26 protein-coding genes, 1 tRNA gene and 2 pseudogenes are annotated in these 26,090 nt (G+C 67.5%); 14 read left to right on the top strand and 15 right to left on the bottom strand.

Going from position 1 to position 26,090, the window contains the following annotated elements; all coding sequences use genetic code 11:
* Positions 1-167: 167 nt before the first annotated feature.
* The 3 genes and pseudogenes from GON01_RS12505 to GON01_RS12510 all read left to right on the top strand — a co-directional run.
* Positions 168-1,184, top strand: a pseudogene (locus GON01_RS12505) (NF038122 family metalloprotease); the annotation flags it as partial.
* A gap of 75 nt (positions 1,185-1,259) precedes the next feature.
* Positions 1,260-1,370, top strand: a pseudogene (locus tag GON01_RS17440) (PEPxxWA-CTERM sorting domain-containing protein); the annotation flags it as partial.
* A gap of 72 nt (positions 1,371-1,442) precedes the next feature.
* Complete coding sequence (locus GON01_RS12510) at positions 1,443-1,955, top strand: YbaK/EbsC family protein (RefSeq protein ID WP_157027713.1); 513 nt, start codon at positions 1,443-1,445, stop codon at positions 1,953-1,955.
* Here GON01_RS12510 and GON01_RS12515 read toward each other — a convergent pair.
* The 5 genes from GON01_RS12515 to GON01_RS12535 all read right to left on the bottom strand — a co-directional run bounded on the left by GON01_RS12515 (position 1,918) and on the right by GON01_RS12535 (position 7,154).
* Positions 1,918-2,268, bottom strand: coding sequence for an ArsC family reductase (locus GON01_RS12515; protein WP_157027714.1), 351 nt, complete (start codon positions 2,266-2,268; stop codon positions 1,918-1,920). The genes GON01_RS12510 and GON01_RS12515 overlap by 38 nt on opposite strands.
* A gap of 306 nt (positions 2,269-2,574) precedes the next feature.
* The gene (gene guaA, locus GON01_RS12520; RefSeq protein WP_157027715.1) at positions 2,575-4,128 is read right to left on the bottom strand and encodes a glutamine-hydrolyzing GMP synthase; all 1,554 of its coding nucleotides are present in this window, start codon (positions 4,126-4,128) and stop codon (positions 2,575-2,577) included.
* Between the two features lie 47 nt (positions 4,129-4,175).
* The gene (locus GON01_RS12525) at positions 4,176-4,685 is read right to left on the bottom strand and encodes a hypothetical protein (RefSeq protein WP_157027716.1); all 510 of its coding nucleotides are present in this window, start codon (positions 4,683-4,685) and stop codon (positions 4,176-4,178) included.
* A 112-nt stretch (positions 4,686-4,797) separates the two neighbouring features.
* Complete coding sequence (locus GON01_RS12530) at positions 4,798-6,891, bottom strand: prolyl oligopeptidase family serine peptidase (protein WP_157027717.1); 2,094 nt, start codon at positions 6,889-6,891, stop codon at positions 4,798-4,800.
* A 29-nt stretch (positions 6,892-6,920) separates the two neighbouring features.
* Positions 6,921-7,154, bottom strand: coding sequence for a ribbon-helix-helix domain-containing protein (locus GON01_RS12535; RefSeq protein WP_157027718.1), 234 nt, complete (start codon positions 7,152-7,154; stop codon positions 6,921-6,923).
* A gap of 97 nt (positions 7,155-7,251) precedes the next feature.
* Between GON01_RS12535 and GON01_RS12540 the strand changes: the two genes are divergently transcribed.
* The gene (locus tag GON01_RS12540) at positions 7,252-8,001 is read left to right on the top strand and encodes a helix-turn-helix domain-containing protein (protein WP_157027719.1); all 750 of its coding nucleotides are present in this window, start codon (positions 7,252-7,254) and stop codon (positions 7,999-8,001) included.
* Between the two features lie 38 nt (positions 8,002-8,039).
* Here the strand turns inward: GON01_RS12540 and phbB are convergent, their stop codons facing one another.
* Genes phbB through GON01_RS12560 form a run of 4 tightly spaced genes read right to left on the bottom strand, consistent with a single transcriptional unit; the run spans position 8,040 to position 13,029 of the window.
* On the bottom strand, positions 8,040-8,762 hold the full coding sequence (gene phbB, locus GON01_RS12545) for an acetoacetyl-CoA reductase (RefSeq protein ID WP_157027720.1): 723 nt from the start codon (positions 8,760-8,762) through the stop codon (positions 8,040-8,042).
* A gap of 30 nt (positions 8,763-8,792) precedes the next feature.
* On the bottom strand, positions 8,793-9,797 hold the full coding sequence (gene hemH / locus GON01_RS12550) for a ferrochelatase (protein ID WP_157027721.1): 1,005 nt from the start codon (positions 9,795-9,797) through the stop codon (positions 8,793-8,795).
* A gap of 53 nt (positions 9,798-9,850) precedes the next feature.
* The gene (locus tag GON01_RS12555) at positions 9,851-12,073 is read right to left on the bottom strand and encodes a xanthine dehydrogenase family protein molybdopterin-binding subunit (RefSeq protein WP_157027722.1); all 2,223 of its coding nucleotides are present in this window, start codon (positions 12,071-12,073) and stop codon (positions 9,851-9,853) included.
* 14 nt (positions 12,074-12,087) lie between these two features.
* Positions 12,088-13,029 carry a LysR substrate-binding domain-containing protein gene (locus GON01_RS12560; RefSeq protein ID WP_157027723.1) on the bottom strand — a complete coding sequence of 314 codons (942 nt, stop codon included), beginning with the start codon at positions 13,027-13,029 and terminating at the stop codon, positions 12,088-12,090.
* 116 nt (positions 13,030-13,145) lie between these two features.
* Between GON01_RS12560 and GON01_RS12565 the strand changes: the two genes are divergently transcribed.
* From GON01_RS12565 to purC, 3 genes are all read left to right on the top strand, one after another.
* Complete coding sequence (locus GON01_RS12565; RefSeq protein ID WP_157027724.1) at positions 13,146-13,325, top strand: hypothetical protein; 180 nt, start codon at positions 13,146-13,148, stop codon at positions 13,323-13,325.
* Positions 13,326-13,510: 185 nt separating this feature from the next.
* Positions 13,511-14,011 carry a CAP domain-containing protein gene (locus GON01_RS12570; protein WP_157027725.1) on the top strand — a complete coding sequence of 167 codons (501 nt, stop codon included), beginning with the start codon at positions 13,511-13,513 and terminating at the stop codon, positions 14,009-14,011.
* 111 nt (positions 14,012-14,122) lie between these two features.
* A complete protein-coding gene (gene purC / locus GON01_RS12575) occupies positions 14,123-14,902 on the top strand; it encodes a phosphoribosylaminoimidazolesuccinocarboxamide synthase (RefSeq protein WP_157027726.1) in 780 nt (259 codons plus the stop codon).
* Between the two features lie 24 nt (positions 14,903-14,926).
* On the opposite strand, the gene GON01_RS12580 is transcribed toward purC, so the two are convergent.
* Positions 14,927-15,295 (bottom strand): FKBP-type peptidyl-prolyl cis-trans isomerase, encoded by a 369-nt coding sequence (locus GON01_RS12580; protein ID WP_181599954.1) that lies wholly within the window; start codon positions 15,293-15,295, stop codon positions 14,927-14,929.
* A gap of 126 nt (positions 15,296-15,421) precedes the next feature.
* A complete protein-coding gene (locus GON01_RS12585; protein WP_181599955.1) occupies positions 15,422-17,443 on the bottom strand; it encodes a M13 family metallopeptidase in 2,022 nt (673 codons plus the stop codon).
* Between the two features lie 181 nt (positions 17,444-17,624).
* On the opposite strand from GON01_RS12585, the gene GON01_RS12590 reads away from it, so the two are divergent.
* The 4 genes from GON01_RS12590 (at position 17,625) to purQ (ending at position 21,317) form a co-directional block, all read left to right on the top strand.
* Positions 17,625-18,821 (top strand): transferrin-binding protein-like solute binding protein, encoded by a 1,197-nt coding sequence (locus tag GON01_RS12590; protein ID WP_157027729.1) that lies wholly within the window; start codon positions 17,625-17,627, stop codon positions 18,819-18,821.
* 7 nt (positions 18,822-18,828) lie between these two features.
* Positions 18,829-20,178 carry a surface lipoprotein assembly modifier gene (locus GON01_RS12595; RefSeq protein WP_157027730.1) on the top strand — a complete coding sequence of 450 codons (1,350 nt, stop codon included), beginning with the start codon at positions 18,829-18,831 and terminating at the stop codon, positions 20,176-20,178.
* 238 nt (positions 20,179-20,416) lie between these two features.
* Entirely contained in the window at positions 20,417-20,647 is a 231-nt protein-coding gene (gene purS, locus GON01_RS12600) for a phosphoribosylformylglycinamidine synthase subunit PurS (RefSeq protein WP_157027731.1), read from the top strand.
* Between the two features lies 1 nt (position 20,648).
* Positions 20,649-21,317 (top strand): phosphoribosylformylglycinamidine synthase subunit PurQ, encoded by a 669-nt coding sequence (purQ, locus tag GON01_RS12605; RefSeq protein WP_157027732.1) that lies wholly within the window; start codon positions 20,649-20,651, stop codon positions 21,315-21,317.
* On the opposite strand, the gene GON01_RS12610 is transcribed toward purQ, so the two are convergent.
* On the bottom strand, positions 21,314-21,631 hold the full coding sequence (locus GON01_RS12610; RefSeq protein WP_157027733.1) for a hypothetical protein: 318 nt from the start codon (positions 21,629-21,631) through the stop codon (positions 21,314-21,316). The genes purQ and GON01_RS12610 overlap by 4 nt on opposite strands.
* Complete coding sequence (locus tag GON01_RS12615; protein WP_157027734.1) at positions 21,628-22,380, bottom strand: queuosine precursor transporter; 753 nt, start codon at positions 22,378-22,380, stop codon at positions 21,628-21,630. Before GON01_RS12615 ends, GON01_RS12610 begins: the two co-directional genes overlap by 4 nt.
* A 57-nt stretch (positions 22,381-22,437) precedes the next feature.
* On the opposite strand from GON01_RS12615, the gene GON01_RS12620 reads away from it, so the two are divergent.
* The 3 genes from GON01_RS12620 (at position 22,438) to GON01_RS12630 (ending at position 24,288) form a co-directional block, all read left to right on the top strand.
* Positions 22,438-22,514, top strand: a tRNA-Arg gene (locus tag GON01_RS12620).
* Between the two features lie 440 nt (positions 22,515-22,954).
* Positions 22,955-23,815: a Fic family protein gene (locus GON01_RS17225; protein WP_157027735.1), complete on the top strand. Its 861-nt coding sequence runs from the start codon at positions 22,955-22,957 to the stop codon at positions 23,813-23,815.
* 209 nt (positions 23,816-24,024) lie between these two features.
* Positions 24,025-24,288: a hypothetical protein gene (locus GON01_RS12630; protein WP_157027736.1), complete on the top strand. Its 264-nt coding sequence runs from the start codon at positions 24,025-24,027 to the stop codon at positions 24,286-24,288.
* 62 nt (positions 24,289-24,350) lie between these two features.
* Here GON01_RS12630 and GON01_RS12635 read toward each other — a convergent pair whose 3' ends face one another.
* Positions 24,351-25,199, bottom strand: a complete 849-nt coding sequence (locus tag GON01_RS12635) for a 3'-5' exonuclease (RefSeq protein ID WP_309503229.1) — start codon at positions 25,197-25,199, stop codon at positions 24,351-24,353.
* A 113-nt stretch (positions 25,200-25,312) separates the two neighbouring features.
* On the bottom strand, positions 25,313-26,041 hold the full coding sequence (locus GON01_RS12640) for a hypothetical protein (protein ID WP_157027738.1): 729 nt from the start codon (positions 26,039-26,041) through the stop codon (positions 25,313-25,315).
* Positions 26,042-26,090 lie beyond the last annotated feature (49 nt).

Raw genomic sequence — 26,090 nt, forward strand, 5'->3', positions numbered from 1 at the left:
CCGGCGCGGCGCCCCGCACGATTCTGTCCGATTACGGAACAATCGCCGCGTTAACCGTAAATATCTGATTAAGCATGTTGACCCTGGTCGCGCGCCCCTGCAATCCTCAATGCTCAGCCCGGGCTTTCTTCCGGGTGTAGGGGAAGGGGTTAACAATGAAAAAGGGTATGCTTTTCTGCGGCATCGCCGCAGCCACGCTGGCTGCGTCCGGTGCCAGTGCCGCCACGATCAACCTGATCGACCTCGGTGGGGTGACCGGGTCTCCGGCGGAGCAGGGCTTCAAGATCGCGGCCGGCTATTGGGCCTCGGTGCTCAGCAACAACGCGACGATCAATCTCGGCGTAAGGTTCGCTCCGCTGGCGCCGAACGTGATCGGCTCGACCGGCAGCACCCGTTCGGACACGACCGTGGCGGCCTGGAAGAACGGCGTGATCGCGACCCGCAGCGGCTACACGCTGGACCAGACGGCGGTGCTGCCGACGTTGAACGCCGATGGCGGCGCCAGCTTCGTCACCAACGGTGCGCGTCCTGACGGCAACAACGACACCGCGATCCAGTTCTATAACGATGGCGCGACGACGAGCAGCAAGGTCCTGTACCTGAACACGTCGGTGCAGAAGGCGGTCGGCATCTATACCGGCCCGTCGAACCAGCGCGACGGCAACGTCACGTTCAGCACCAATTTCAACTTCGACTTCAATCCGCTGGACGGCATCCAGTCGGGCCACATGGATTTCATCGGCGTCGCCATCCATGAAATCGGCCACGCGCTGGGCTTCGTCTCGGGCGTCGACCTGCTGGATGCCTATGGTTATCCGAGCGGCCCGGGCGCCGGCACTCTCGGCTACGACCTGAACGACACGTCGATCTTCTCGGCACTGGACATGTTCCGGTTCAGCAATGATCCGAACAACGTCGCGCCGGGCAGCGGCCCGACCCGCGACCTGAGCGTCGGCACCGCCAGCTATTTCTCGATCGATGGCGGCCTGACCCAGGTCAATGGCAACGCGCTGTTCTCGACCGGTGCCTATAATGGCGACGGCCGTCAGGCGTCGCACTTCAAGGACACGCCGAGCAACAAGGGCGGCTGCAGCGGCTACAACCAGCTCGGCATTCTCGACCCGACCTTCTGCTACGGCGAGATGGGCGTGGTGAAGGGCCTGGACCTCGCGGCGTACGACGCGATGGGCTGGAACCTGAACTTCGACGTGCTGAACAACCTCGGCTATCAGCGCACCACCGCGCAGATCTACGCGCAGGCGCTGGGCGTGCCGGAGCCGACCAGCTGGGCACTGATGATCGCGGGCTTCGGCCTGCTCGGTGGCGCGATGCGCCGCCGCGCGCGGACGACCGCGGTCACCTACGCCTAAGCGTCGGTCCAGAACCAGGAAAGTCGCCGCCGGTCACCCGACCGGCGGCGATTTTTTGTGTATGGCGACCGCATGTCTTTCGAATCCGCCCAGGCCTGGCTCGCCGAACACGCCCCCGATCTCCGCCTGATCGATCACGGCGTCAGCACCGCGACGGTGCGCGAGGCGGCCGCGGCCCTGGGCGTGGAGGAAGCGCGGATCGCCAAGACGCTGGCGCTCCGCTTCGGCGATCGCATCGTGCTGTTGCTCGCCGCCGGCGACGTGCGGCTCGACAATGCCAAGGCCAAGGCGGCGTTCGGCGCCCGCCCGCGCATGCTGCCGCCGGACGAGACGCTCGCCGTGACCGGCCACCAGGTCGGGGGCGTCTGCCCGTTCGGCCTCGCCACCCCGCTGCCGATCTATTGCGACCTGTCGCTCAAGCCCTATCCGGCCGTCTTCCCCGCCGCCGGCTCGCTGACCAGCTCGGTCGAGGTGGCGCCGGACCGGCTCGCCACGCTGATCGGCGCGGAATGGGTCGACGTGTGCAGCCGGCGCGCCGCCGATGCGGCTACGCCGGCAGCGCCTCCGCCCACTCCGCTTCCCTGAAGCCGACCAGCCGCCGATCGCCCAAATCCAGCACCGGCCGCTTGATCATCGACGGCTGCGCCAGCATCAGCGCGACGGCCTTATGCTCGTCGATGGCCTGCCTGTCGGCCTCGGGCAGCTTGCGGAACGTCGTCCCCGCGCGGTTCAGGAGCCGCTCCCAGCCCAGCTCCCGCGCCCAGCCCTGCAGCCGTGCCTCGTCGATCCCGGCGGTCCTGTAGTCGTGAAACGCGTAGGCGACCCCGCGCGCATCCAGCCACGCCCGCGCCTTCTTGACGGTATCGCAGTTCCTGATGCCGTAAACCGAAATGCTCATCCTGTCCTCCTTCGACCCATCGCTGACCATTGGTCCCTCTCCCGCAGGAAAGGGCGACTCGCGCGTGAGCGCGAGCGGGGTGAAGGGACCGGGATTTTGTGGGGAGGCACAATCCCCTCACCCGGTCAGCGCAAGCGCTGACTCGACCTCTCCCTGTGGGAGAGGTGCGGGGCCCGCTTACGACCCGTTGCGAACGTTAGCTCCTCTATCGCTTGTGGGAGAGGGAGGGGCCCGCTCGCGAAGCGAGGGTGAGGGTCTGCCCTGTCCACGCTCGCTGCGTTTCGCTCTGCCCCCGCTCGATCCGGCTTACTCCCACTCGATGGTCCCTGGCGGCTTCGACGTGAAGTCATAGACCACGCGGTTGATGCCCTGCACCTCGTTGACGATCCGCGTCGCGACGCGGGCGAGGAAATGGGGGTCGAACGGGAAGATGTCCGCCGTCATGCCGTCGGTGGAGGTGACGGCGCGGAGCGCGCAGACATGCTCGTAAGTGCGGTGATCGCCCATCACGCCCACGGTCTTGACCGGCAGCAGCACCGCGAACGCCTGCCAGATCGCGTCGTACAGGCCGGCGTTCCTGATTTCCTCGAGGTAGATCGCGTCGGCCTTGCGCAGGATGTCGCACTTGTCCTTGGTGATATCGCCGGGGATGCGGATCGCGAGGCCGGGGCCGGGGAACGGATGCCGGCCGACGAACGCGTCGGGCAGGCCCAGCTCGCGGCCGAGCTCCCGCACTTCGTCCTTGAACAGCTCGCGCAGGGGCTCCACCAGCTTCATGTTCATGCGCTCGGGCAGGCCGCCGACATTGTGGTGGCTCTTGATCGTCACCGACGGGCCGCCGGTGAAGCTGACGCTCTCGATCACGTCCGGATACAGCGTGCCCTGCGCCAGGAAGTCGGCGCCGCCGATCTTCTTCGCTTCTTCCTCGAACACGTCGATGAAGGTCTTGCCGATGAACTTGCGCTTGGCCTCCGGATCGGAAACACCCTTCAGGCCGGACAGGAACAAAGTCTCCGCGTTCACATGGACCAGCGGGATGTTGTAGCTGTTGCGGAACAGGCTCACGACCTGCTCGGCCTCGCCCTTGCGCATCAGGCCGTGGTCGACGAACACGCAGGTGAGCTGGTCGCCGATCGCTTCGTGGATCAGCACTGCCGCAACCGCCGAGTCCACGCCGCCCGACAGCCCGCAGATCACCTTGCCCTTGCCGACCTGCTGCCGGATGTCGGCGATCTTGGTCTGGCGGTACTCCGCCATCGTCCAGTCGCCGGGGCAGCCGCAGATGTGGCGCACGAAGTTGGCGAGCAGCTTGCCCCCGTCGGGCGTGTGCACGACTTCGGGGTGGAACATCAGGCTGTAGAAGCGCCGCGCCTCATCGGTCGCGATCGCATAGGGTGCGCCTTCGGACTGGGCGACGACGCTGAAGCCTTCGGGCAGCCGCTCGACCCGGTCGCCGTGGCTCATCCAGACCTGGTGCGTCTCGCCTTCGCTCCACAGCCCGTCGAACAGCGCCGAACGGCCGCTGATCTCGATATAGGCGCGGCCGAACTCGCGGCTTTCGGACGGCGCGACCACGCCGCCCAGCTGGTGCGACATGGTCTGCTGGCCGTAGCAGATGCCGAGGATCGGCAGCCCGGCGTCGAAGATATGTTGCGGCGCGCGCGGGCTGTCTTCCCACATTACCGAGGACGGGCCGCCCGACAGGATGATGCCTTTCGGCTTCAGCCGGTCGAACGCCTCGGCGGCGGCATTGAACGGCGCGATCTCCGAATAGACGCCCGCCTCGCGCACTCGCCTCGCGATCAGCTGCGTGACCTGGCTGCCGAAGTCGATGATCAGGATCGAGTCATGGGTTTCCATGCGCCGAGGCTGTTAGCAGACGTCGCGCGCCGGGAAACCCCCGGCGCCTATCGCCGCGCGTAATCGTGGCCGATATCGACGTTCACCACCTGGCCGTGGCGGACCTGGCAGCGGAAGCCCCAGGCGGCGGGCTGGTCGCGCCAGCTGCGGCGGGCGTCGAGCACGCCGTCCACGTCCCAGCCGTCGGGCAGCCGGTTGACACCCTCGATATCGCGGACAGTGGCGCGGAAGCCTTCGCCATAGCCGCGATCCTCGGCCGCCATCGCGCAGGCGTCGACCGCCTGGTCCTCGGTACCGATCAGGCCGGGCCGGGCATAGGGACCGGCCGGCGCGTCGGCATAGGCGCCGGCGACGCCCTCGGCATAGCCCTGGCGCGCGGCCCGCATCGCTTCGCGCGCCGCGATCCGTGCTTCGGCGGCAGCACGCTCGGCGGCCACTGCCGCCTGGCCGACCGCGCGGCCGATGTCGCGAGAGAGCGCGGGATCGACGACCTGCGCCTGCGCGGCCGTGCCGCCGATCATCGCCGCCATCGCCGAGAGCAGAATCAGCTTCTTCATAGGAACCACTCCCAAATCCCCGAGAAACAAATCGGGAGGGGTATAGCGGTTCCAAATGAGTGGCGCATGAATGATTCAAATCCTCCCCGAGCTTGCTCGGGGAGGATCTAGGTCACTTCACTTCCAGCCCGGTCCACTTGGCGATGAACGCCCATTGGTCGGCGGTTTCCTCGATGATCTTGTCGGTCGGCTTGCCGGATCCGTGGCCGGCGCGCGTTTCGATGCGGATGAGGTGCGGCTTCGGCCCGATTGCCGCGTTCTGCAGCGCCGCCGTGTATTTGAAGCTGTGGCCGGGCACGACGCGGTCGTCGGTATCGGCCGTCGTCACCAGCACCGCCGGATAGTCCCGCCCGCCCTTCACATTATGGTAGGGCGAATAGGCCCAGAGCGTTTTGAAATCGGCTTCCTTCGCCGGATAGCCGTAATCATCGACCCAGTAGCGGCCGGCGGTGAAGCGGTCGAAGCGGGTCATGTCCATCACGCCCACGGCCGGCAGCGCCGCCGCGAACAGGTCCGGCCGCTGGTTGACGACGGCGCCGATCAGCAGCCCGCCATTGGAGCCGCCCTGGATCGCCAGCTGGTCCGGGCCGGTGATCCCTTCCGTCTTCAGATACTCGCCGGCGGCGATGAAGTCGTCGAACACGTTCTGCTTGTGCCCAAGCCGGCCGGCATCGTGCCACGCCTTGCCGTACTCGCCACCGCCGCGGATGTTCGCCAGCACGAACGTGCCGCCCGCCTGCACCCAGGCCAGCCGCGACGCGGAAAAGGCCGGCAGCATCGACACGTTGAACCCGCCATAAGCGTAGAGCAGGGTCGGCGCCGGCCCGGTCGCGCCTTTCTTGCGCACGACGAACATCGGCACCCTGGTCCCGTCCTTCGACGCATAGAATCGCTGCTCGACCGAATAGTCGGCCGGGTTGAACGCGACCTTCGGCCGCGCCCAGACGCTCGCTTGGCCGGTCTTCGCGTCATAGCGGTAGATGGTCGTCGGAGTCGCGAAGCTGGTGAAGGAGAAGAAGCTTTCCGGATCGCCCGCCTCGCCGTCGAAGCCGGCGGCGGTGCCGATGCCCGGCAACGCGAGCTTGCCTTTCAGCGTGCCGTCGGCCGTGTAGCGCCGCACTTCGCTCTTCGCGTCGACCAGGTAGGTCGCGACGATCTCGTCGCCCACCATCGACGCGCCCTGCAGCGTCGCCATGTCCTGCGGCACGATCTCGCGCGGCTGCCCGCCACCGGCAGCCAGCGCGACGATGCGCTGGCGCGGCGCGTCCCTGTTGGTCAGGAAATAGAAAGTGTCGCCGCTGTTGCCGATCAGCTGCCAATTATTGTCGAGGCCGGGGATCAGCGTGCGCGGCGCCGCTCCGGCCGCGGTCAGGTCGACGACGCTGATCTGATAGCGCTCGTCCGTCCCTTCCGATGACGTGATGACCAGCCAGCGGCCGTCGTCGGTCACTTCGGCGGTGTTGTTCCACTTCGGGTGATCGGGCGTGGCGAAGACCTTGCGGTCCGCACTCTGCGGCGTGCCGAGCTTGTGGAAATAGACTTCGTGGTTCTCGTTCAGCGCCTGGAACTGCGCGCCTTCGGGCTTGGGAAAGCGCGAATAGAAAAAGCCCGAGCCGTCCTTGGTCCAGGCGAGGCCGGTGAACTTGGCCCATTCGACGCTGTCGCCGGTCTCCTTGCCGGTCGCGACGTCCAGCACCTTGATCGTGCGCCAGTCGGTGCCGCCGTCCTGCACCGCATAGGCGAGATGGCGGCCGTCCTCCGACGGCAGCCATTCGGCAAGCGCGGTGGCGCCGTCCTTGGCCCACAGGTTCGGGTCGATCAGCAGCCGCGCCGGCCCGTCGACGCTGTCGCGGACATAGAGCGGCGACTGGTTCTGCAGCCCCGAATTATGCTGGTAGAAATAGCGCCCGCCTTTCTTGGCCGGCACGCCGAACCGCTCGTAATCGAACAGCGCCTTCAGCCGCGCCTTGAACGCGTCGCGCGCGGGCAAAGTCGCGAGATAGGCTTCGGTCACCTGGTTCTCGGCCGTCACCCAGTCACGGACCTTCTGGTCCTGGCGGACGTCATTCTCCAGCCAGCGATAGGGATCGGAAACCTGGATGCCGAAATGGTCTTCGACCAGCGGCACCGCCTGGGTCGTCGGATAATTCATCTGGGCGGAAACACTCGCGGACGTGAGCAGAAGGGCAAGGGCGAGCAGGCGCATCTAGGAACTCCGGTTACGGATGCGAAGACTTAGCCGCGAGCGCGCTGGAAAAGCCAGACCCGGATCGCGCTGGCGAGGTTGGATGGATCGGGCGCGGCGATCCGCTCCGCGTCGATGCGCGCGACCAGCGCCGACAGCGGCAGCTTCGCCTCGCGCGCGGCCTCCTCCAGCGCCGACCAGAAGACCGGCTCCAGGCTGACCGAGGTCGGGTGCCCGGCGATCGTGATCGACCGCTTGACCGGGAAAGAATAGGGCGTGGCCATGCGCGCCAGCCTAAAGAGCCGAGCGCCCGGGATACAATATTTTAAGGGTGGCTGGTAGCGCGGGCGGACTCTAGGCCTTGCAGCGATGCTGGAACCGATGACGGATCGCTGCGCGGCGCTGACCGAAAAGGAAAAGCAGACGCTGCGCCTGATCGTGCGCGGCCACGACGCCAAGTCGACCGCGCGCCATCTCGGCCTCTCGGTGCACACGATCAACGAACGGCTGCGCGACGCGCGGCGCAAGCTCGCCGTTTCCAGCAGCCGGGAAGCCGCGCGGATGCTGTTCGAACGCGAAACGGCCGCCCCCGAATATTCTGCGGACAAGCAAATCGGGGAAGCCAGGCCGAGTGCCGATATGGAACACCCCGCGATGCCGGAGAACGGCGCCGGGCGGAAGCGCCCTGCCTGGATCTTATTTGGAGTCGCACTGATGTCGCTCGTCCTGGCGCTCGCCGCCATCAGCTCACTGCCGCCAGCCATGCTGGCATCCGCCGACAGCAGCCCTTCCGTTGCGGCCGAGACCGCAGAGGTCGAGACTGCCGCGCGCCGGTTCCTCACGTTGCTCGACCAGAGCAAATGGAACGAAAGCTACGCGCTGACCACCGCGTCATTCCAAAAGGTCAACACCGGCAAAGTCTGGGCCGAAGTGTCGGAACAAGCCCGCCGTCCGCTCGGCGCGATGATTTCACGGACGATGATCAGCCACGACGACGTGCCGACACCGCCGCACGGCTATGAAGTGGTCAAGTTCCGCACGAACTTCGCAAACAAGGCGAATGCGATCGAAAAGGTCAGCCTTGAGCGTAACGGCAATGACTGGCGCGTTGCGGGCGTGACGATCGAATAGCGTCTTGGCAGCGGGCGGCGCGATGCCGCCCGCGAACCTCAATACATGTGCTGCCCCCCGTTGATCGACAGCGTCGATCCGGTGACGAACCCCGCATCCTCGGCGCACAGGAAAGTCACCCCGCGCGCGATCTCCTCGGCCTTGCCGAGCCGGCCGACCGGAATTCTGGCGACGATCTTCTCCAGCACGTCCGGCGGAACCGCCGCCACCATGTCGGTGTCGATATAGCCCGGCGCGATCGCGTTGACGGTGATGCCGGCGCGCGCGCCTTCCTGCGCCAGCGCCTTGGTGAAGCCGTGGATGCCGGACTTGGCGGCGGCATAGTTGACCTGGCCGTACTGCCCCGCCTGACCGTTGATCGATCCGATGTTGACGATGCGGCCATATTTGCGCGCGTTCATCCCGTCCCACACCGCCTTGGCCATGTTGAAGCAGCCGCCCAGATTGGTGTCGATCACTTCTTCCCACGCCTGGCGGTTCATCCGCTTCATCGTGCCGTCGCGGGTGATGCCGGCATTGTTGACCAGCACGTCGACGGGCCCGAGCTCGCCTTCGACCTGCTGGACGCCGGCCACGCACGCGTCGAAATCGGCGACGTCCCATTTATACGCCTTGATGCCGGTGCGGTCGGTGAACGCCCGCGCGCGCTCCTCGTTGCCGGCATAATTCGCCGCGACCGTCACTCCCGCGTCCCTGAGCGCCAGGCTGATCGCCTCGCCGATGCCGCGCGTTCCCCCCGTCACGATCGCCACACGTGCCATTGCATCCACTCCCTTTTGTTTGTCGAAACCCTACGAAGCCGGCACCCACCCCGCAAGTTCACGCGCAAGTAAGCCGCGCAGCAGCGCGATGCTCTCGTCGCTGTCGTTGAGGCAGGGGATATAGGCGAAATCACTGCCGCCCGCGTCCAGGAAGCTCTGCCGCCCCCTGATCGCCAGTTCTTCCAGCGTCTCCAGGCAGTCGACCGAGAAGCCCGGCGCGACCACGGCCAGTTTCCGCACCCCTTGGCCCGGCAGCTCGGCAAGCGTCCGGTCGGTCGCCGGCTCCAGCCATTTCGCGCGGCCGAAGCGCGACTGGAACGCGACCCGCACTTCCCGCCCCAGCGCTTCGCCGAGCAGCCGCGCGGTCGCGATGCACTGGTCGTAATAGGGATCGCCCAGCGCCCGCGTCCGCTCCGGCATGCCGTGGAAGCTGGCGAGGATCAGGTCCGGCGCGAAATCGAGCCCGGCGAGGGCGCCTTCGATCGAGCCCTTCAGCGCGCCGATATAGGCCGGGTCGTCATGATAGGGTGGCAGCGTCCGGATCGCCGGCTGCACGCGCCGCGACGCCAGCACCGCGAATGCCTTGTCGTTCGCGGTCGCCGTCGTCGCCGCGCAATATTGCGGGTACATCGGCGCCAGCAGGATGCGCGCGCACCCGCCCGCCTGCAGCGCCGCTAGCCGGTCGGCGATCGACGGGCTGCCGTAACGCATCGCCCAGTCGACGATCACGCCGTCGCCGAACGCGTCAGCCAGCTTCTCCGCCTTGCGCCGCGTGTAATGCGCCAGTGGGGAGCCATGCTCGGTCCAGACCAGGCCATAGGCATGGGCGGACTTTTTCGGCCGGGTGTTCAGGATGATGCCGCGCAGGATCGGCTGCCAGGCGATCGGCGGGACCTCGACCACGCGCCGGTCCGACAGGAACTCGGCCAGGTATCGCCGCACCGCGGGGGCGGTCGGCGCATCGGGCGTGCCGAGGTTGATCAGCAGCACGCCGATCCGGCCAGAATGCCTGACGGGGTAATCGAGAGGATTCATCGACAGTGTCCCAAACACCGTTCAAAGGGCCAGGCCGCCATTGTCGGCCTCGCTCAGGTGAGCGCGATCGGAAGGTCGCGGAAGCGGCGGCCGGTCGCCGCGTACAACGCGTTGGCGATCGCCGGCGCCACTGGCGGCACGGCAAGCTCGCTGGCGCCCCCCGGCTCTTCGTTGCTCGGCAGCAGCTCGACGGTGATGTCGGGCGTGTCGGCAAGCACGGGCAGGCCCAGCTGTCCCAGCCGGTGGGCGCGGGTCAGCCCCGCCTCGAACCCCGGCGCGCAGCCCAGCGCCCCGGCCAGGCCGAAGACCAGCCCGCCCTCGATCTGCTGGCGCACGATATCGGGATGGATCATCCGCCCGACATCGGCGACCGCGACGATCCGGTCGCAGCGCACGCGCGCGCCTTCGGCATGGGCCTCGACCAGCACCGCGATATGGCTGCCATGCGCGGCATGGACGGCGATGCCCTGCCCCGTCCCGGGTTCGCCGCCTTGCCATCCGCCCAGCGCCGCCGCGGTCGAAAGGCAGCGCGCCAGCCGCGGCTGCCCGCCCAGCATCGCCATTCGGAAGGAAAAGGGTTCGACACCCGCGATCCGCGCCAGCTCGTCGACGAAACTCTCGGTGAAGAAGCAGGTGTAGCTGTGCGCCGCGGACCGCCAATAGCCGGAGGCAAGCCCGGTCTCGGCGACATGATGGTCGACCGCCAGGTGCCGGATCGCATAGGGCGTCTGCGCGCCGGCGACGGCGAAAGCGTCGCTCCCCGCCCGGACGATCGCCCGCGCGACCGCGGCGTCGGGCAACAGCCGGCTCGCGACGATCTCGCCATAGGCTGGCGCGGCGATCTTGGTCAGCAGCGCCTCGATCCGGCCGCCATTGATCTTGGCTGCGAGCTGGCCGAGCGCCGGCGGGCGGAAGCGGTCGTGGAGAATGTCCTCGCCCCGGCTCCAGGCGAGCTGCACCGGACGCTTCAGCAGCCGGCTGAGGAATCCCGCCTGTACCGCCGGCTCGCTGTCGATGCCGCGGCCGAAACTGCCGCCGGCCAGCATCGGGTGGACGATCACGTTGCGCTCGCTCAGCCGCAGCGCCCGGGCAACCGTCTGCCGCGCGGCTTCGGGCGCGAGCGTCGGCGCCCAGACCGAAAGCAGCCCGTCTTCCCACGACGCGGTCGCGGTCACCGGCTCGGGCGCGGCATGGACGGCCGGCACCACGGCGTAGCGCGCCATCTGCACGGTCGCGCCCTTGAACGCCTTTGCTAGGTCGCCGCGCGCGACGATGCGGTCGCCGTCGCCCTCCAGCGCCGCGTCCAGGTCGCGCGCGATCGTCTCGTCCGACACCAGCTCGCCGCGGGTCTCGAAACGCGGCCGCATCAGCTCCAGCGCGCGCTCGGCCGCCCAGCTGGTCTGCCCGATCGCCGCGACCCAGTCGGGGCGCTCGATGATCTGCAGCACCCCCTGCACGCGCTCCGCCGCCGCCTTGTCGTCGCCCAGGCAGCGCAAGGCCCCGATCGGCCCCTGCCGGATCGCGGCGAACACCATGTTCGGCAAGCGCACGTCGGCGGTGAAGTTCGCGGACCCGTCCAGCTTGGCCGGCGCGTCGAGCCGCGGCAGCGAGCGTCCAGCGAGCCGCTCGCCGGCGGTCATGCGCAGCGGCGGATTGTCGGGCGCGTCGAGCTCGGCCGCGTCCGCCGCCAGCTCGCCGAAACGCAGCCGCTTGGCCTCATGCGTGACGAATCCGTTCGCGGTCTCGCACGCCTCCCATTCGACGCCCCAGCGCCGCGCCGCCACCATGCACAGCCGCGCCCGCGCTGCCGCCGCCGCCGCGCGCAGCGGCGCCTCGTACATGCGTGCCGAGGTCGATCCCGCCGTCACCATCGTCGCGCTGCGCGTCGCGAAGGTCGCGGCGAAACGGCCGAAATCGGGCGCCACGTCCGCCGCCAGCTCCTCGGCGAACAAGGTATTGGCATAAAGGGGATTGATGGGCGCCGGCTCCACGCCCACGGTCCGCCAGTCGGCGCCAAGCTCGTCGGCGACGATCTGCGGCAGGGTGGTGAACACGCCCTGCCCCGTTTCAGTCTGCGGGACCGCGACCATCACCCGGCCGTCCTCGCCGACCTTCAGATAGGCGCCGAGCACATGCTCGCCGCGTCCCGCCGACAGGTTCGGCTCGTAATGGCGCGGCCAGGCGGCCCAGGCGACGACCAGCCCGACGCCCAGCCCGCCGGTCACCAGCAGCCGGCGGCGCGTGATCTGCGGATGCGGGGCGTCGCTGGCGCGCATGGAATCCCGTCTAATCACGCTTCCGCGGCAACGCCAACCTCTGCCTGCCGGTAATAGGCCGGCACGCCCCGCGCGGACTCCTGCGCGATCGTGTCCAGCATCCAGTCGCGGAACAGGCGGATCTTGCGCGAATGACGGTGGTGCTCGGGATAGACCAGCCAGAAGTCGCTGGGGTCGTAGGCGACCGCGTCGATCACCGGCACCAGCCGCCCGGTCGCCAGCTCCAGCCGCCACAGCACAGGGTTCAGCACCGCGATTCCGGCGCCCGCGATCGCCGCCTGCCCTTCGGCGATCTGGGTGTCCATCTTGATGCCGGACGGTACGCCGTCGGCCGCATCGCCGCCGACCTGCTCGCGCCAGACGCGCCACCAGCTGTCGTCGGGGCTGATGCGCGGCAGCCGCATCACGTCATCCGGGCTGCGCACCGGCGGCACGCGCTCCAGGAATTCGGGGCTCGCCAGCGCCATCAGCGGCATCCGCATCAGGAAGTGCGAGCACAGCCCCGGCCATTCGCCCTTGCCGCCGCGGATCGCCACGTCGACATCGTCGCGCGCGAAATCGACCAGCGCGTTCGACGTATGCAGCCGAACCGCGATGTCCGGCACTTTCAGCTGGAACGCGCCGATCCGCGAAGCGAGCCAGTTCGGCCCGAAGGTCGTCGAGCAGCTGACCGTCAGCACGCCTTCCCCGCTCGATCGGGCGACGCCGAAGGCGGTGTCGAGATCGTCGAACGCCTTGGCGACCAGCGGCCCGATCCGCTGCCCGGTCTCGCTCAGGCTCACCCGGCCCCGCTCGCGCCGGAACAGGCTGACGCCCAGCCGCTCCTCCAGCAGCTTGATCTGGTAGCTGACCGCTGCCTGGGTCATCCCCAGCTCGGTGCCGGCGGTCGTGAAATTCTGATGCCGCGCCGCCGCTTCGAACACGCGGACGGCAGAGAGAGGCGGCAGGCGGCGCATGGGCCGCGTCTATAAGCCTGACTTATAGCGTCCGTCCATCGCTTTGTTGGCGTTCCGGCACCGGAACGAGCATCTAGCCCCTGTCCTGAACGCCACCGCAGGGACAGGAGCTGAACATGCGCGACGAATATGATGACTGCATCTACCAGGCGCTTCGCCACGATTTCGCCGGCAACCTCCGCGCCATCGCCAACGCCGTCGGCCACGCCTTCGATCGGCTGCACGAGCGCCTTTACGGCGCGCCGTGGAACGCCCGCAATCCGCGATGCAAGGCCAACCGGTTGACGACGCGGTAACCATAGGATGCTGACGCCCATTTACCTGTTCGGGTGCAATTGGCCGGCCCATGATTCCGGGCCGGCCCATCCTCAGCAAAGCGCGCGCGCTGTCGGCGTTCCGGCTTTGCTGGCCGCAGGCCACCGGGAAACCCGCAAGGCAGAGCTTACCGCGCGGTAAAGCTTTCGACGGCACACGCGCCGTCATGCACAGGGTAAGGCTGCTTTGTACGCTGGCGCTTGTCGTGACGATGCCGTGTCTCGCCGGCGCCGTCGGCCGCACGAGCGCGCTGGAAGCGCGCCTGCTCGCGGCGCACAACCGCGAGCGTGCCGCGCTCGGCGTGCCGGCGCTGGCCTGGGACGATTCCCTCGCCGCCGGCGCCAAGGTCTGGGCCGAAACCCTCGCCCGCACCGGCCGCTTCGAACATTCCCGCTCGGATGACGGCGAAAATCTCTGGGCCGGCACGCGCGGCGCCTGGTCGCCCGAGGAGATGGTCAGCCTCTGGCTCGCCGAGAAAAGCGACTATCGCCCGGGCATCTTCCCCGCCGTCTCGCGCAGCGGCGATGTCCGCAACGTCGGCCATTACACGCAGGTGATCTGGCGCAGCACGCGCCGGCTCGGCTGCGCCCTCGCCTCGGCCCGCGAAGACGTGCTCGTCTGTCGCTATGCCGAGGGCGGCAATGTGATCGGCGAGCGCCCCATCTGATTGCACCCCCTGCCCGCATGGGCTAAGGGTCCCCAATCGCCTCGGCTGCGCCCCGCGCTTGCCGAGGCGCATTACTTTTACGCGTCTTCGGACGCCAAGGGAGCCCAGCTTATGGCCCGCCGCCGCCAGATCTACGAAGGCAAGGCGAAGATCCTCTACGAAGGTCCCGAACCGGGTACGCTGATCCAGTATTTCAAGGACGACGCGACTGCCTTCAACGCGCAGAAAAAGGGCACGATCAGCGGCAAGGGCGTGCTCAACAACCGGATTTCGGAGCACATCTTCACGCTGCTCGGGCAGATCGGGGTGCCGACGCATTTCATCCGCCGGCTGAACATGCGCGAGCAGCTGATCCGCCAGGTCGAGATCATCCCGATCGAGGTGGTGGTGCGTAACGTCGCCGCCGGCACCCTTTCCAAGCGCCTCGGCATCGAGGAAGGCACCCAGCTGCCGCGTACGATCGTCGAATATTACTACAAGGACGATGCGCTCGGCGATCCGATGATCTCGGAAGAGCATATCGCCTGCTTCGGCTGGGCCAGCCAGGACGAGATGCACGACATCACGGACATGGCGATCCGCGTGAACGACTTCATGTGCGGCCTGTTCGCCGCGATCGGCATCCGCCTGATCGACTTCAAGCTGGAGTTCGGCCGCATCTGGGACAATGATTACGGCCGCGTGATCCTGGCGGACGAGATCAGCCCCGACGGCTGCCGGCTGTGGGACATGGAAACCAACGAAAAGCTCGACAAGGACCGCTTCCGCCGTGACCTGGGCGGGGAAGTCGAGGCCTATCAGGAAGTGGCCCGCCGCCTCGGCCTGCTGCCGGAAGACGGCGAGAACGCGGTGCTGGACCTGGAGAGCCACAGGAAGCGCCGCGGGCGGTAGCCGTTTCGGCGCCTCCCGCCTCGGCTATTGGGCCGCCGGCGGCGGCGCCACGGCGAGCAGCTGGATGCGGAAATGAAGCGTCGCGCCGGGCGGGATGCCGTCGGTGCCTTTGGCGCCATAGGCGAACTCTGGCGGGGCGACGATCTCCCATTCGTCGCCGACATGCATCAGCGGCAGCACGGCCTGCCACGCGCCGATCAGCCGGTTCAGCGGAAAGCTCGCGGGCTCGTTCTTGTCGAAGGTCGATTCGACCAGCGTGCCGTCGTCGAGCTTCAGCTCGTAATTGACGGTGATGATGTCCTTGCGGGCCGGCGACGCCGCGCCCGCAGGCGCCGATTTCAGCACGTGGTAGCGGACCGGCGGCAATGACACCCAGCCGTCCTTTTGTGCCATCGCCGGCGCCGAAGCCGTAGCGAACGCCAACGCGCCACCGAACATCCAGAGTGTCGATCTGCCCATGCGCATCGCGTCTCCCCTCCCCCTCAATCCGGCCTCGCTATCACGAACGCCCGTCATCGCCTACCAGACGCGGCATTGCTTTGCCGCCGGCCGCACCATGGCCGCTCCCGCCGGGCACGAAAAGGCACGCCCGAATTCCGGCATGTTCGACAGCGGCGCGTTGACGCGAAAGGCGGGCGGAGCATGGCCGTCATGCGCGACCGACTGGCGCAGGCTCGCATCAGTTTGCGACGTGCAGCGATACTGGGCATATCGGTAGAAGAAGCGCTGCGCCGGGCTCGTGCCGCTCGAATCCTGTTTGTCGATGGCGGGACCCAGCCGCTTCTTCAGTGCCTGATAGGCGAGCCGGACCCCGCCATAATCGGCGACATTCTCGTCGAACTGGTCCTTGCCCGGCAGCGACAGCCCGGGAAGCGGATGATAGTCGTCCGCCTGCTGCACCACGCACTGCCCGCGCGCGTCGGCGGCCTTTTCGTCGGCCGGCGTCCATAGCTCCTGGTCCAGGCCGGTTGGCCCGAACATGTGCAGCTGCGCGACGTGCACGAACTCGTGCGCGAACACCGATCCGTAGGTCGCGTAATTGAGCTCCGGCGGCGCATCGCCGACGAAGCGTGGCGCCGACAGGAACGCCGCCGTCATGATCAGCGAGTTGGTGAATGCATCGGGAAAGCCGTTGGGGATGACCAGCCGCGCGGCGGCCATGCCTTCGCCGACCCAGGGAGCGACCTTCATTTCCCAATCGGTGCGAACCCTCGGCTGTGCGACGCGAGCCCATTCGCGCTGCTGCTCGAAGCGACGCGCCGCGATCACATTGTCCAGAAAGCGGTTGCGACGAAGCGGATAATGGCCGACCGCGGGCCAGATGTCCGGAAAGCCGATCTTCAGGTCGGTGCGACGGAGCTTGTCGGCGGTCGCCCTTCGGGCCTCAGGCGACAACCAGTCATTGGCCTCGATCGAGGCGACGATCTCCTCCTTGATCGTCTCCGACAGGCGTCGCGCCGCGTCGCGCGCCGGTATCCCCAGAATATGCGTGGCATATTGGCGCGAGAACTCGACGCCCATGGACCGGACGGTCGCGTCGCGGCAGCGTGCGTCGACATCGTGCAGCTCGGGACGCAGGTCGGGCGACAGATCGCCGAACGCCTGATTGTAGGGCGCGGGCAGCTCGCCGCGCAGCGAAAAGAGGAAGACCCATCGCAGATAGGCGCGCAGTTCCGCGGGCGTGCGGGTGCGCAGCTCCCGGTCCAGGTCGCGCAGGAACTGCGGTGATGTGACGTTGATCGGCCGGACCGAACTTGCCCTCGCCTGGGCGAGATAGGGCCTCCAGTCGAACGCCGGCGCGAGCGCCTCGATCTGCCGGAGCGACCGCGGATTCTCGGCCCTGGCCGCATCCCATCGGTCGACGCGGTGCTTGCGCAAGGCGGACGTGATCGACGCAACCGCCGCAGCATCCCTCGCCGCGCCTGCCTCGTCCTGCCCTGCCAGCGCGAACGCCTTCTGCACGAGCTTCTGGTCGGCCCAGAGCGCGCCGCTGTGGATTTCGCCGCGGTAGTGCGTCGGGTCGGTGCGGTCCGGCCGCCCGCCATAGGTGATGAAGGCGTCCACGCCGATGCTCGCAAGCGCGCGGGCCATGCGCTGGATGCCGTCACGGTCGTCCGCCGCCTCTATCCGCGCAAGCCAGCGCCGGACCACCACGCCGTCGTTCAGCGTTCCGGACCGACAGGCCGCGTAGAAGGTCTGCAGCCGGCCGAGCTCCCCGTCGTCCGGCCGTCGCTCTGCCAGCAGCCTGTCCAGGCTTCGCTGCAGGTCCGCATCGAACTGGACCTGAGCCAGGCTGATGACAGGCCGGTCCGCGGTCGCCGGGTGGTTGGCGAGAAACCCTCCGCAGGCATGCTGGTAGAAATCGGTGCAGGGATCGGCGCGCAAATCGAGCGCCGCCCGGTCGATGCCGTCGCCGGTCGACAGCAACGCCTCGCTCGTCGTCGCTGCCTGCCCGACCAGGGCCATGACCGGCTGCCAGCAAAGGGCAGCGATCGCGAGCGCCGCAATCGAAGCGGCAGGAATCAAGATTCTACTGGCCATCGCGCCACCCCCGGATTGCCGAACCGGACGCGTGTATTGCATAGCTAATACAGCTTGACCAGCGATCATCTATCGCCGGCAAGGATGCCGGAAACAGGGCGCCCCTTCGCCGCGGCTTTAGGCGGCTTTAACCCCTGTTCTTTAGATCGTTGCGCGAACAGATCGCGAAGGTGCCTTTCAGATGCGCAAGTTCCTGGGTTTCGTGCCGCTTCTTGCCCTCGCCGCGTGCGGCAGCGGCGGTTCCGGCATCCATACGGCAGGCAGCGTCGCGGCGCCGGGCGGTCTCGGCGGCGGCGATTCCGGCTCCGGCGGCTCGACCGGCGCGGTCGACCCGGGCACCGGCGCCGGCGTGACGGCGGGCAATGGCGGCAGCGGCTCGACCGCCACCGCGACCAGCTTCCTCGGCACCGGCAGCGCGAAAACCTATAACGCAGTCGGCGCGGCAAGCTCGTTCAAGCGTCTGAATGGCGGCGGCACGCTCTACCAGGGCAATGCCAGCACCGCGACCACGCCGCTCGGCACGATCGCCTATGATCCGCGCGACGGCATCTTCACCATCCAGCTGTCGGACACCAAGGCCGGCATCGACGTCAACGTACGCACCCAGGACCCGGCGCACCGCATCGACTTCGACCCCGCGCGCGTGCCGCAGGCGGGCGTGCCGAGCTTCAACGGCTTCAACTATCTGGAAGTCGTCGGCGAGGCGGTCACCGACGTCACGACTTTCTTCTACCAGCGCCCGGGCGCGGCGACGACTTACGTGACGCTGGCCGGCTATGTCCGCAACAGCGTGCCCGCCGATCCCACCGCCACCCAGATATTCGAGCGCGGCGCGATGGTGTTCGGCGACCTGACGCCGGTGCTGCAGATCCCGACCAAGGGGACGGCCAGCTACACCGGCGGCTTCATCGGCGCGATGATCAACAATCCCAGCTACGACACCGGCGCCTCGCTGGCCTCGACCTATCAGTGGGTGTACGGATCGAGCAAGATCGACATCGACTTCGGCAAGCAGAGCTTCGCGCTCAGCCTCAACGGCACCGTCGACAATTCGGCGACCACCGCCGTCACGATCGCCAACGGATCGAGCTTCACGGCGGCCGGCGGCGGCACCGTCAGCCTGGTCGGCGCCGGCGGCTTCACGGGCTCCTTCACCAGCGCCTGCTTCGTCGCAGCTTGCGGCGCGGCGGGCGCGGTGCCGATCGACTTCGCGTCGGTCTCGCCCGGCTCCAGCACCGCGGGCGCCAGCTCGATCGACGGCGCCTTCTACGGTCCCAACGCGGTCAATGTCGGCGGCAGCTTCCGCATCGTCGGGGGCGTGCCGGACCAGCGCGTCGACCTGAACGGCGCCTTCACCGGCGCGAAGACCGGCAACTAAGCTCCGCGTGCTCGGCCTGGCCCTGCTTGCAGCCGGAGCGGCCGTCGCTCCGGCCCCGGCGGCCGCGCCCAGGCCGAGCTGCGACGGCAAGACCTGCGAGCTGAAGCTCACCGGCGACCAGCTCCTCTCCGCGGCCGAGAAATTGGTCCGCCAGCGCCGCTTCGCCGAGGCCCAGCCGCTGATCGACGCGCTCGGCACGGTGCCGCGCTACCGCATCCAGTCGCTGTTCCTCACCGGCTATGTCGCGGTGGAATCCGGCCGCTACGACGATGCCGAGAACGCCTTTCGCGAGATTCTGAACGGCGACCCGAAGCAGACGCGGGTGCGGCTGGAGCTCGCCCGCGTGCTGATGCTGAAGGGCGAACGCGAGGCGGCGGACCATCATTTCCGCCTCGCCTCGCAGGACAAGAGCCTGCCGCCCGAGATCGCGGCGACGATCCGCTCCGTGCGTGGCATTATCCGCGACCAGCGCGCCTGGCGCTTCAGCTTCGATTTCGGCGCCGCGCCGGACACCAACATCAACAACGCGACCTCGGCCGAGCAGGTCGACCTGCTGGTCAGCCCCAACAATCGCCAGCCCTTCATGCTGAACCCGGACGCGAAGGCGCAATCCGGTCTCGGCCTCGTCGCCAGCTTCTCGGCCGGCGCGCGGCTCAGGCAGAGCGACAGGCTCGCGCTGCTGGCGGACGCCGACGGCCAGTTCACCCATTACGGCAATTCCGACTTCAACGACGATGTCGTCCAGCTCGCGGTCGGCCCCGAGTTCAAGCTGAGCACGTCGCGCAGCGTCTCGGTCCAGGCGGTCGCGCTGCAGCATTGGTACGGCGGCAAGACCGCGCAGCAGCAGGTCGGGGTGAAGACCGGCTTCCAGGCCCTGCTCGACAAGGGCCAGCGCGTCGGGCTCCAGGCGGACGTCCGCCACACCGATTCCAGCTTCGGCGACAGCTATACAGGCTGGCAGTATAGCAGCTACGCGACCTACGAACGCGTGGTGATGCGCACGATGATCGCTTCGGCCAGCCTGTTCGCCCGGCGCGAATCGCTGCACTCGGACGGGCTGTCGAACACCGAAGGCGGCTTCAATCTCGGCATCGGCGGCGAGCTGTCGCACGGGCTCAATGCCGGGCTGTCGGGCGGCCTGTCCTACGCCGCCTATGACGCGCCGATCCTGTTCTTCTCGGACGATGCCCGTCACGATTTCCGCGCCAGCGTCCGCGCCTATCTCGGCCTGCGCTCGGTCCGCGTGCTCGGCTTCTCGCCGTCGATCACCTACACCTTCACGCACAACGGCTCGAACTACACGCTCTACAATTCCGACCGGCACCGCATCCGCTTCGCGCTGGCCCACTATTTCTGACGGCCGCGGCGACGGACGCCGGCGGCCCGCTTCGGTCAAGAATTGTCTGTCCTACACGGCGCTGTTCTGTCTATGTTCCCGGCATGATCAAGGATTCGACCACCCTTCGCGCCACCGCATTGATCGCTCCGGCCGATCAATCGGCGGTCATTGATCGAGGGGATTTTTTCCGCACGCCGAACCTTCCTAACCTTCCGCCCGCTTGCCCCCGCGCGTCGCCCGGCCTAGGGGCACGCGCATGAAAGCCCGCATCTTCGTCACGCTCAAGAACGGCGTCCTCGATCCGCAAGGCAAGGCCATCCACCACGCGCTGGAAGGCCTCGGCTTCTCGGGCGTCAACGACGTCCGCGCCGGCAAGCTGATCGAGCTCGACCTGGCGGACGGCACCTCCGATGCCGATATCGAGGCGATGTGCACGAAACTGCTCGCCAACACCGTGATTGAGAATTTCAGGATCGAACGGCTCTGACATGAAAAGCGCGGTCATCGTCTTCCCCGGCTCCAACTGCGACCGCGACTTGGCCGTCGCGATCGAGCAGGTCACCGGCCGGGCGCCAGCGATGGTCTGGCACCGCGAGACGGAGCTGCCCGACGGCACCAGCCTGATCGCCCTGCCGGGCGGCTTTTCCTATGGCGACTACCTGCGCACCGGCGCGATCTCGGCGCGCAGCCCGGTCATGGACGCGGTCGCCAGGGCGGCGGATCGCGGCGTGCCGGTGCTCGGCGTCTGCAACGGCTTCCAGGTGCTGACCGAAGCCGGGCTGCTGCCGGGCGCGCTGATGCGCAACGCCGGCCTCAATTTCATCTGCCGCGACGTGGCGCTGACGGTCGAGAACGCCCAGTCCGCCTTCACCAGCCGCTACGATGCCGGCGAGACGATCACGATTCCCGTCGCCCATCACGACGGCAATTATTTCGCGGACGACGCGACGCTGGACCGGCTCGAAGGAGAAGGCCGCGTCGCCTTCCGCTATGCCGAGGCCTGCAACGGCTCCGCCCGCAACATCGCCGGCATCCTGAACGCCCAGGGCAACGTCCTCGGCATGATGCCCCACCCCGAACGCAAGGTCGAACCCGCCCATGGCGGCACCGACGGCCGCCGCCTGTTCGAAGGCCTGCTGGAGACCGTGGGGGCTTAGCCCCGTTTCAGCACGCGCGTGCCGCGCGCCAGCAGCACCAGCACCGTCGGCCAGAACAGCGTGTTCAGCACGTCCTTCAGGTTGCCGCCCAGCTCGATCGGGGTGTGATAGACCAGGCTGTCGCGCAGGTCCCAGGCCTCGCCGATCAGTGCCGCCGCGAGCACCACCAGCCAGGGCCGCCAGCTCTTCAGCGGCCAGCGGAACAGCATCGCGCTGCCGAGGAACAGGGCGAGTGCGACGTAGATGTGCAGGGCGTCCTTCGCCAGATGCACATGGTCGCCGATGAAGAGCTTGGCCTGTTGCAGCGGGCTCATAGGCGCGCCGTGAACGGCGTGAAGTCGGTATGCGCGTCGAACACGTCGACGCCCTCGCGGCGCTTCAGGAAGCCGATCACCGCGTAGGTGACGGGCGTCAGCAGCACTTCCCAGCTGACCTTCAGCACCCATTGCGTGACCAGCACGGTCAGCACGAGTCCCGGCGTCCAGCCTTCCGCGCCCCAGAAGGCGAGCGGGTAGAAGATCAGGCTGTCGACGCCTTCGCCGGCGATGGTCGAGCCGATCGTGCGCATCCACAGATGGCGCCCGCCGGTCCTGATCTTCATCTTGGCGAGCACGAAGGAGTTGACGAACTCGCCCGCCCAGAACGCCACGATCGACGAGAAGACGATCCGCGGCACCTGGCCGAAGACGGTCTCGTACGCGCCTTGGTTCTTCCACTCGGGCGCGGGCGGCAGCGCGACCACCACCCAGGACATGAAGGCCATGAACAGCAAGGCCGCGAAGCCCGCCCAGATCACGCGCCGCGCGCGCGCATAGCCATAGACTTCGGTCAGTACGTCGCCCAGCACGTAGGAGACCGGGAAGAACAGGATGCCCGCGCCGAACGGCCAGTAGATGTCCAGGCCGGGCAGCCAGATCTCGGCGACCTTGCCGGCGCCCAGCACGTTCGACAGCAGGATGATCGCCACGAACGCCGCCATCGCGAAGTCGAAATAGCGGAAATGCGTCCCCGCCAGCGTTCGCGCGTCGACCGCGCGGACCGGACCCTGCTCCCCTTCGCTCATGGCGGCGCACAGTATCGCCGTTTCGCCGCCGCACAATCCTCGCTATGTCGCCCCAACGCGCCCGTAGCTCAGATGGATAGAGCACGAGCCTTCTAAGCTTGGGGTCGCAGGTTCGAATCCTGCCGGGCGCGCCAGCTGCTTGTCCGGTGCCAATTTAGCTGCGCCGCTGGCGCACAAAGGTGCACCGGTGGGCGCGCGGCCAGGCTCTTTCTACGCCGACGAAGAATGCATCGAAAGGGCTAAATCCGGAGCGGAGTCCCATATCGAATCGCCTGGGCAGCGAAGCCGAGATCTTGCTGAGGCAAGATTGGGCGAGCACCGAGCCCTAGAACGGAACCTGTCGCCTCGTCAGGCTCTGCTCTACCTCTCACCATCTGGAGCGCTGAGCATCAGTTTCCCGCCATGCGAGCGCGCAAACCGACCGACTGAAGTTGGTTCTTCCCTGACAGGAGCTGCACGACCGCAAGCTGGTGCGAAAAGCAAAACTGCGCGCCCGACCGCCACCAGCCGGACCAGGCGGCGAAAATGAAGGCGCATCGCGTTCAAATCGCCTATGATCCACCAGGAGACAAAGATGACCGAAATCGCAGACTTGGCAAGGCGGATCGACGATCTGCGCGATGAACTCAAAGCTATGCGCCCGCTGCCGGGCGACGTGCTGGCCACGATCCGGGAGCGCTACGATCTCGAGCTGACGTATACCTCCAATGCCATTGAGGGGAATACGCTGACCCTGCGGGAGACGTCGGAGGTCGTCTCGCACGGCGTGACGGTCAGCGGCAAGCCGCTCAAGGACCATCTTGAAGCCGTCGACCATCACCATGCGCTCGAGTGGATGTATGCCTTCGCGGGCACCGACCAGCCACTCACGGCCATGGTCGTGCGCAACCTACACCAGCTCGTGCTGGCGAAGAGCCGGCCTGACCTGGCCGGGCAGATCGCGCTGACGCAGCGCGGCATTACCGGCTCGGTCGTGCAGTTCCCTCCTGCCGAACAGGTCCCGGCGCTGATGACCGACTTCGGCGATTGGCTCAGGGAGACGGACAGCAAGCCCGAGACCGCGTTCGAAGCGCACTACCGGCTGGTGACCCTGCATCCCTTCGACGACGGGAACGGTCGGACGGCCAGGCTGCTTATGAACCTGATGCTGGTTCGGGGCGGCTACCGCCCGGTGCCGGTCGGCCTCCGCGACCGAAGGGAGTATCTGGACGCTCTCGAGCACGCGCAGCTCACTGGCAAGCGCGAGCCGTTCCAGTTGCTTATGCACCGTCGCCTTGAGCGCACCATGTCCGAATATGTCGGCGTCGTGCGCGACGCGGTCAGGTTGAAGGAGGAACGAGAGCGCAACGGCCGGGAAAGCGATGAGACTCGACCGGCGCTTACGCCAGCACAGATGGCGCACCTAAGCCAGCTACGGAGCCAGGGTCGCGGGTGACAGCAATCCACGAATATGAGACTTCGAGCGCTTAGCAGCGTGATCACCGACAGAGTCGGCGAGGGGTAATGTTCAATGATGAAAGATCCACGTCGGATGCAGCCGGCGGCCCCAATCGCCCTCGGCCAAGTTACCGTTCTTCAACCCTCGCCACGCTAGCCGGGAGCGGGAGGACGCTCGTGAAGGCTTTAAGAATCGACCAGACCGGAGTGACGGAAGTCGAAGGGGAGGAGGGTGACATCCTGTCGCCGGAGATCGTGTGGGGAGCGCACCCGCTCGGCGACTCGCACGACATTTGGTATGACGACGAGGGGCTGTTTGCGCCGGAGCTATTCGTCGCGGACATTGGCCCGCTTCAGCGAGTCCCTCTCCCAGCCTACGTCTTCGGCGTCGATGGCGAACGCTCGACCGATCCAGCCATGAGTGCCGATGAGCTCAGCTCAATGATCGGCGAGATCCGCCGAGTTCGCTAAACAGGGCGAGGCATGCGCTCAGGTCACGAACCGAGCGAACGCCGCATTCCCAGTTCGCACCGTCAGGCGTAGCGCCTCCAGCAGTCGACCCGCTCGAAGTCGGGGCCCAACACACGGGGCCGTGCCTCGGCAGAGTAGACGTGACCCGCGAGCCAGAATTCCTCGGCGACGCGCTCGCCATCGCGCACGTGCTTCCACCAAACCTTCCGGTCCGCATCCCACCGGTAGCCGCGGGCGCGCAGCCGGTTCTTCTGCTCGAACGCTGCGCCGCGGGCGCGCACGATCCAGCTCGGCTCGGCGGCGGTCTCGAGCAATTCCTGCAGAGCCGTCCGGCCGTCGTCGAAGCGATGCCGCAGCAACGCTATGACCGCATCGACGTCCGCATCCGCGCGGTGGGCCTCGAACCACCAGCCGCACTGCATGACCAGGAACCCTAGCTTGCAGCCATCGAAGCCACGCGCCTGCCAATCGACGTCCGCCATGGAACAGGCCCAGGCCAGCCCGGCCGCCGCCGGCATCCGCCGCTCGATCCACTTTCGATCGAAGGCCGAGTTGTGGGCGATGACGATCGCGGAATTCGTCAGCATCCGCTCGACCGCCCCGGCGTCGATCTCGTGACCGGCGACCATCGCATCCGTGATCCCGGTGAGCCGGGTGATCTCGGGCGGGATCGGCCGTCCGGGATCCTCCAGCCACGAATAGGGCCGATCGATCTTCGTGACCACGCCGGAGCGGTCGAAGCGGAACCGCCGGAGCCCAAGCTGGATGATCGCGTCCTGCTCGTGGTCGATGCCGGTGGTCTCCACGTCCACGATCGCGGCGACGAACGGCGCATCCGTGTCGCCCTCGCCGGTCGGCCCTTCCCTGATCTCGAGACGGTGCAGGATTCGGCAGCCGTCGGCTTCGCGCACTGGCGCGACGCCGCATCCGCCATTCGCGTGCGGCATGCTCATTCTCCCGATTGTCACGTTTATGGGCTTCGGTCCGGGCCGGGGTCGGGCCCGAGACGGTCTGCGATGAGAACTTAGGACGGCAGACGCTGCTCGACGGTGATGTCGATGCCGGCGGCAATCGACCAGCGGCGCCGCCGGCCATCGCGGATCAGCGTCTCGAGGATTGCTGGCGGGACCATCCCGAGCGTCATCGGGCAATCAGGGTCGACGCCGATGCGAATCTCCGCCTGAGCCGCCGCGGCAGAGCCGAGACGCGCGCGGATTCGCTCGCGCACCACCGCGGCGGAAGGCGCGACCGACGCGTGGAAGGCGTTGAGCAACTCGCCGCCACGGGCCATTACAATTATGGCGCTATAGAGACGCAGGCGGCGGCTCGAGCGCGGGACTTCCCACGAGCGGCCCTGCGCTCCGCCTGCCCAGTGATCTTCTCCGTCGTCGCCCGAGCCGTCCGCCAGCAAGGCGTCGATGGCCTGCGCCGGCGCATCGAAACCAAGCGACAGCCCGTGAAGCAGGACGGCGCGCAGGCAGTGCTTCCGTTCAAGGCACGCCTCGACCGCGATGCCGCCGCCGAACAGCGTGCGCGGAGCCAACATCCAGGCCATCGGATCGTGACCGAGACCTTCGCGCTGGAACCTGGCTCCGGTCTCCGCCGCCACCAGGGCGAGGCGGGTAAGTCCGCGCCGCGATGTCGTCACGGCGATGTCGCCGATGGAGTCGGCGTCGAGCGGATCCTCATAGCAACCGCCGAAAGCGTTTGGGCCGGCATCGGTGTCACCACGGACGATGGTCACTGCATTCATTACGTGCCTCCGTGCCGCCCTCGCGTCTTCTTTCGCAGGCAAGGGCAGC

The sequence above is a fragment of the Sphingomonas horti genome, assembly GCF_009753715.1.
In the GTDB taxonomy this organism is placed as follows: Bacteria; Pseudomonadota; Alphaproteobacteria; order Sphingomonadales; family Sphingomonadaceae; genus Sphingomonas_B; species Sphingomonas_B horti.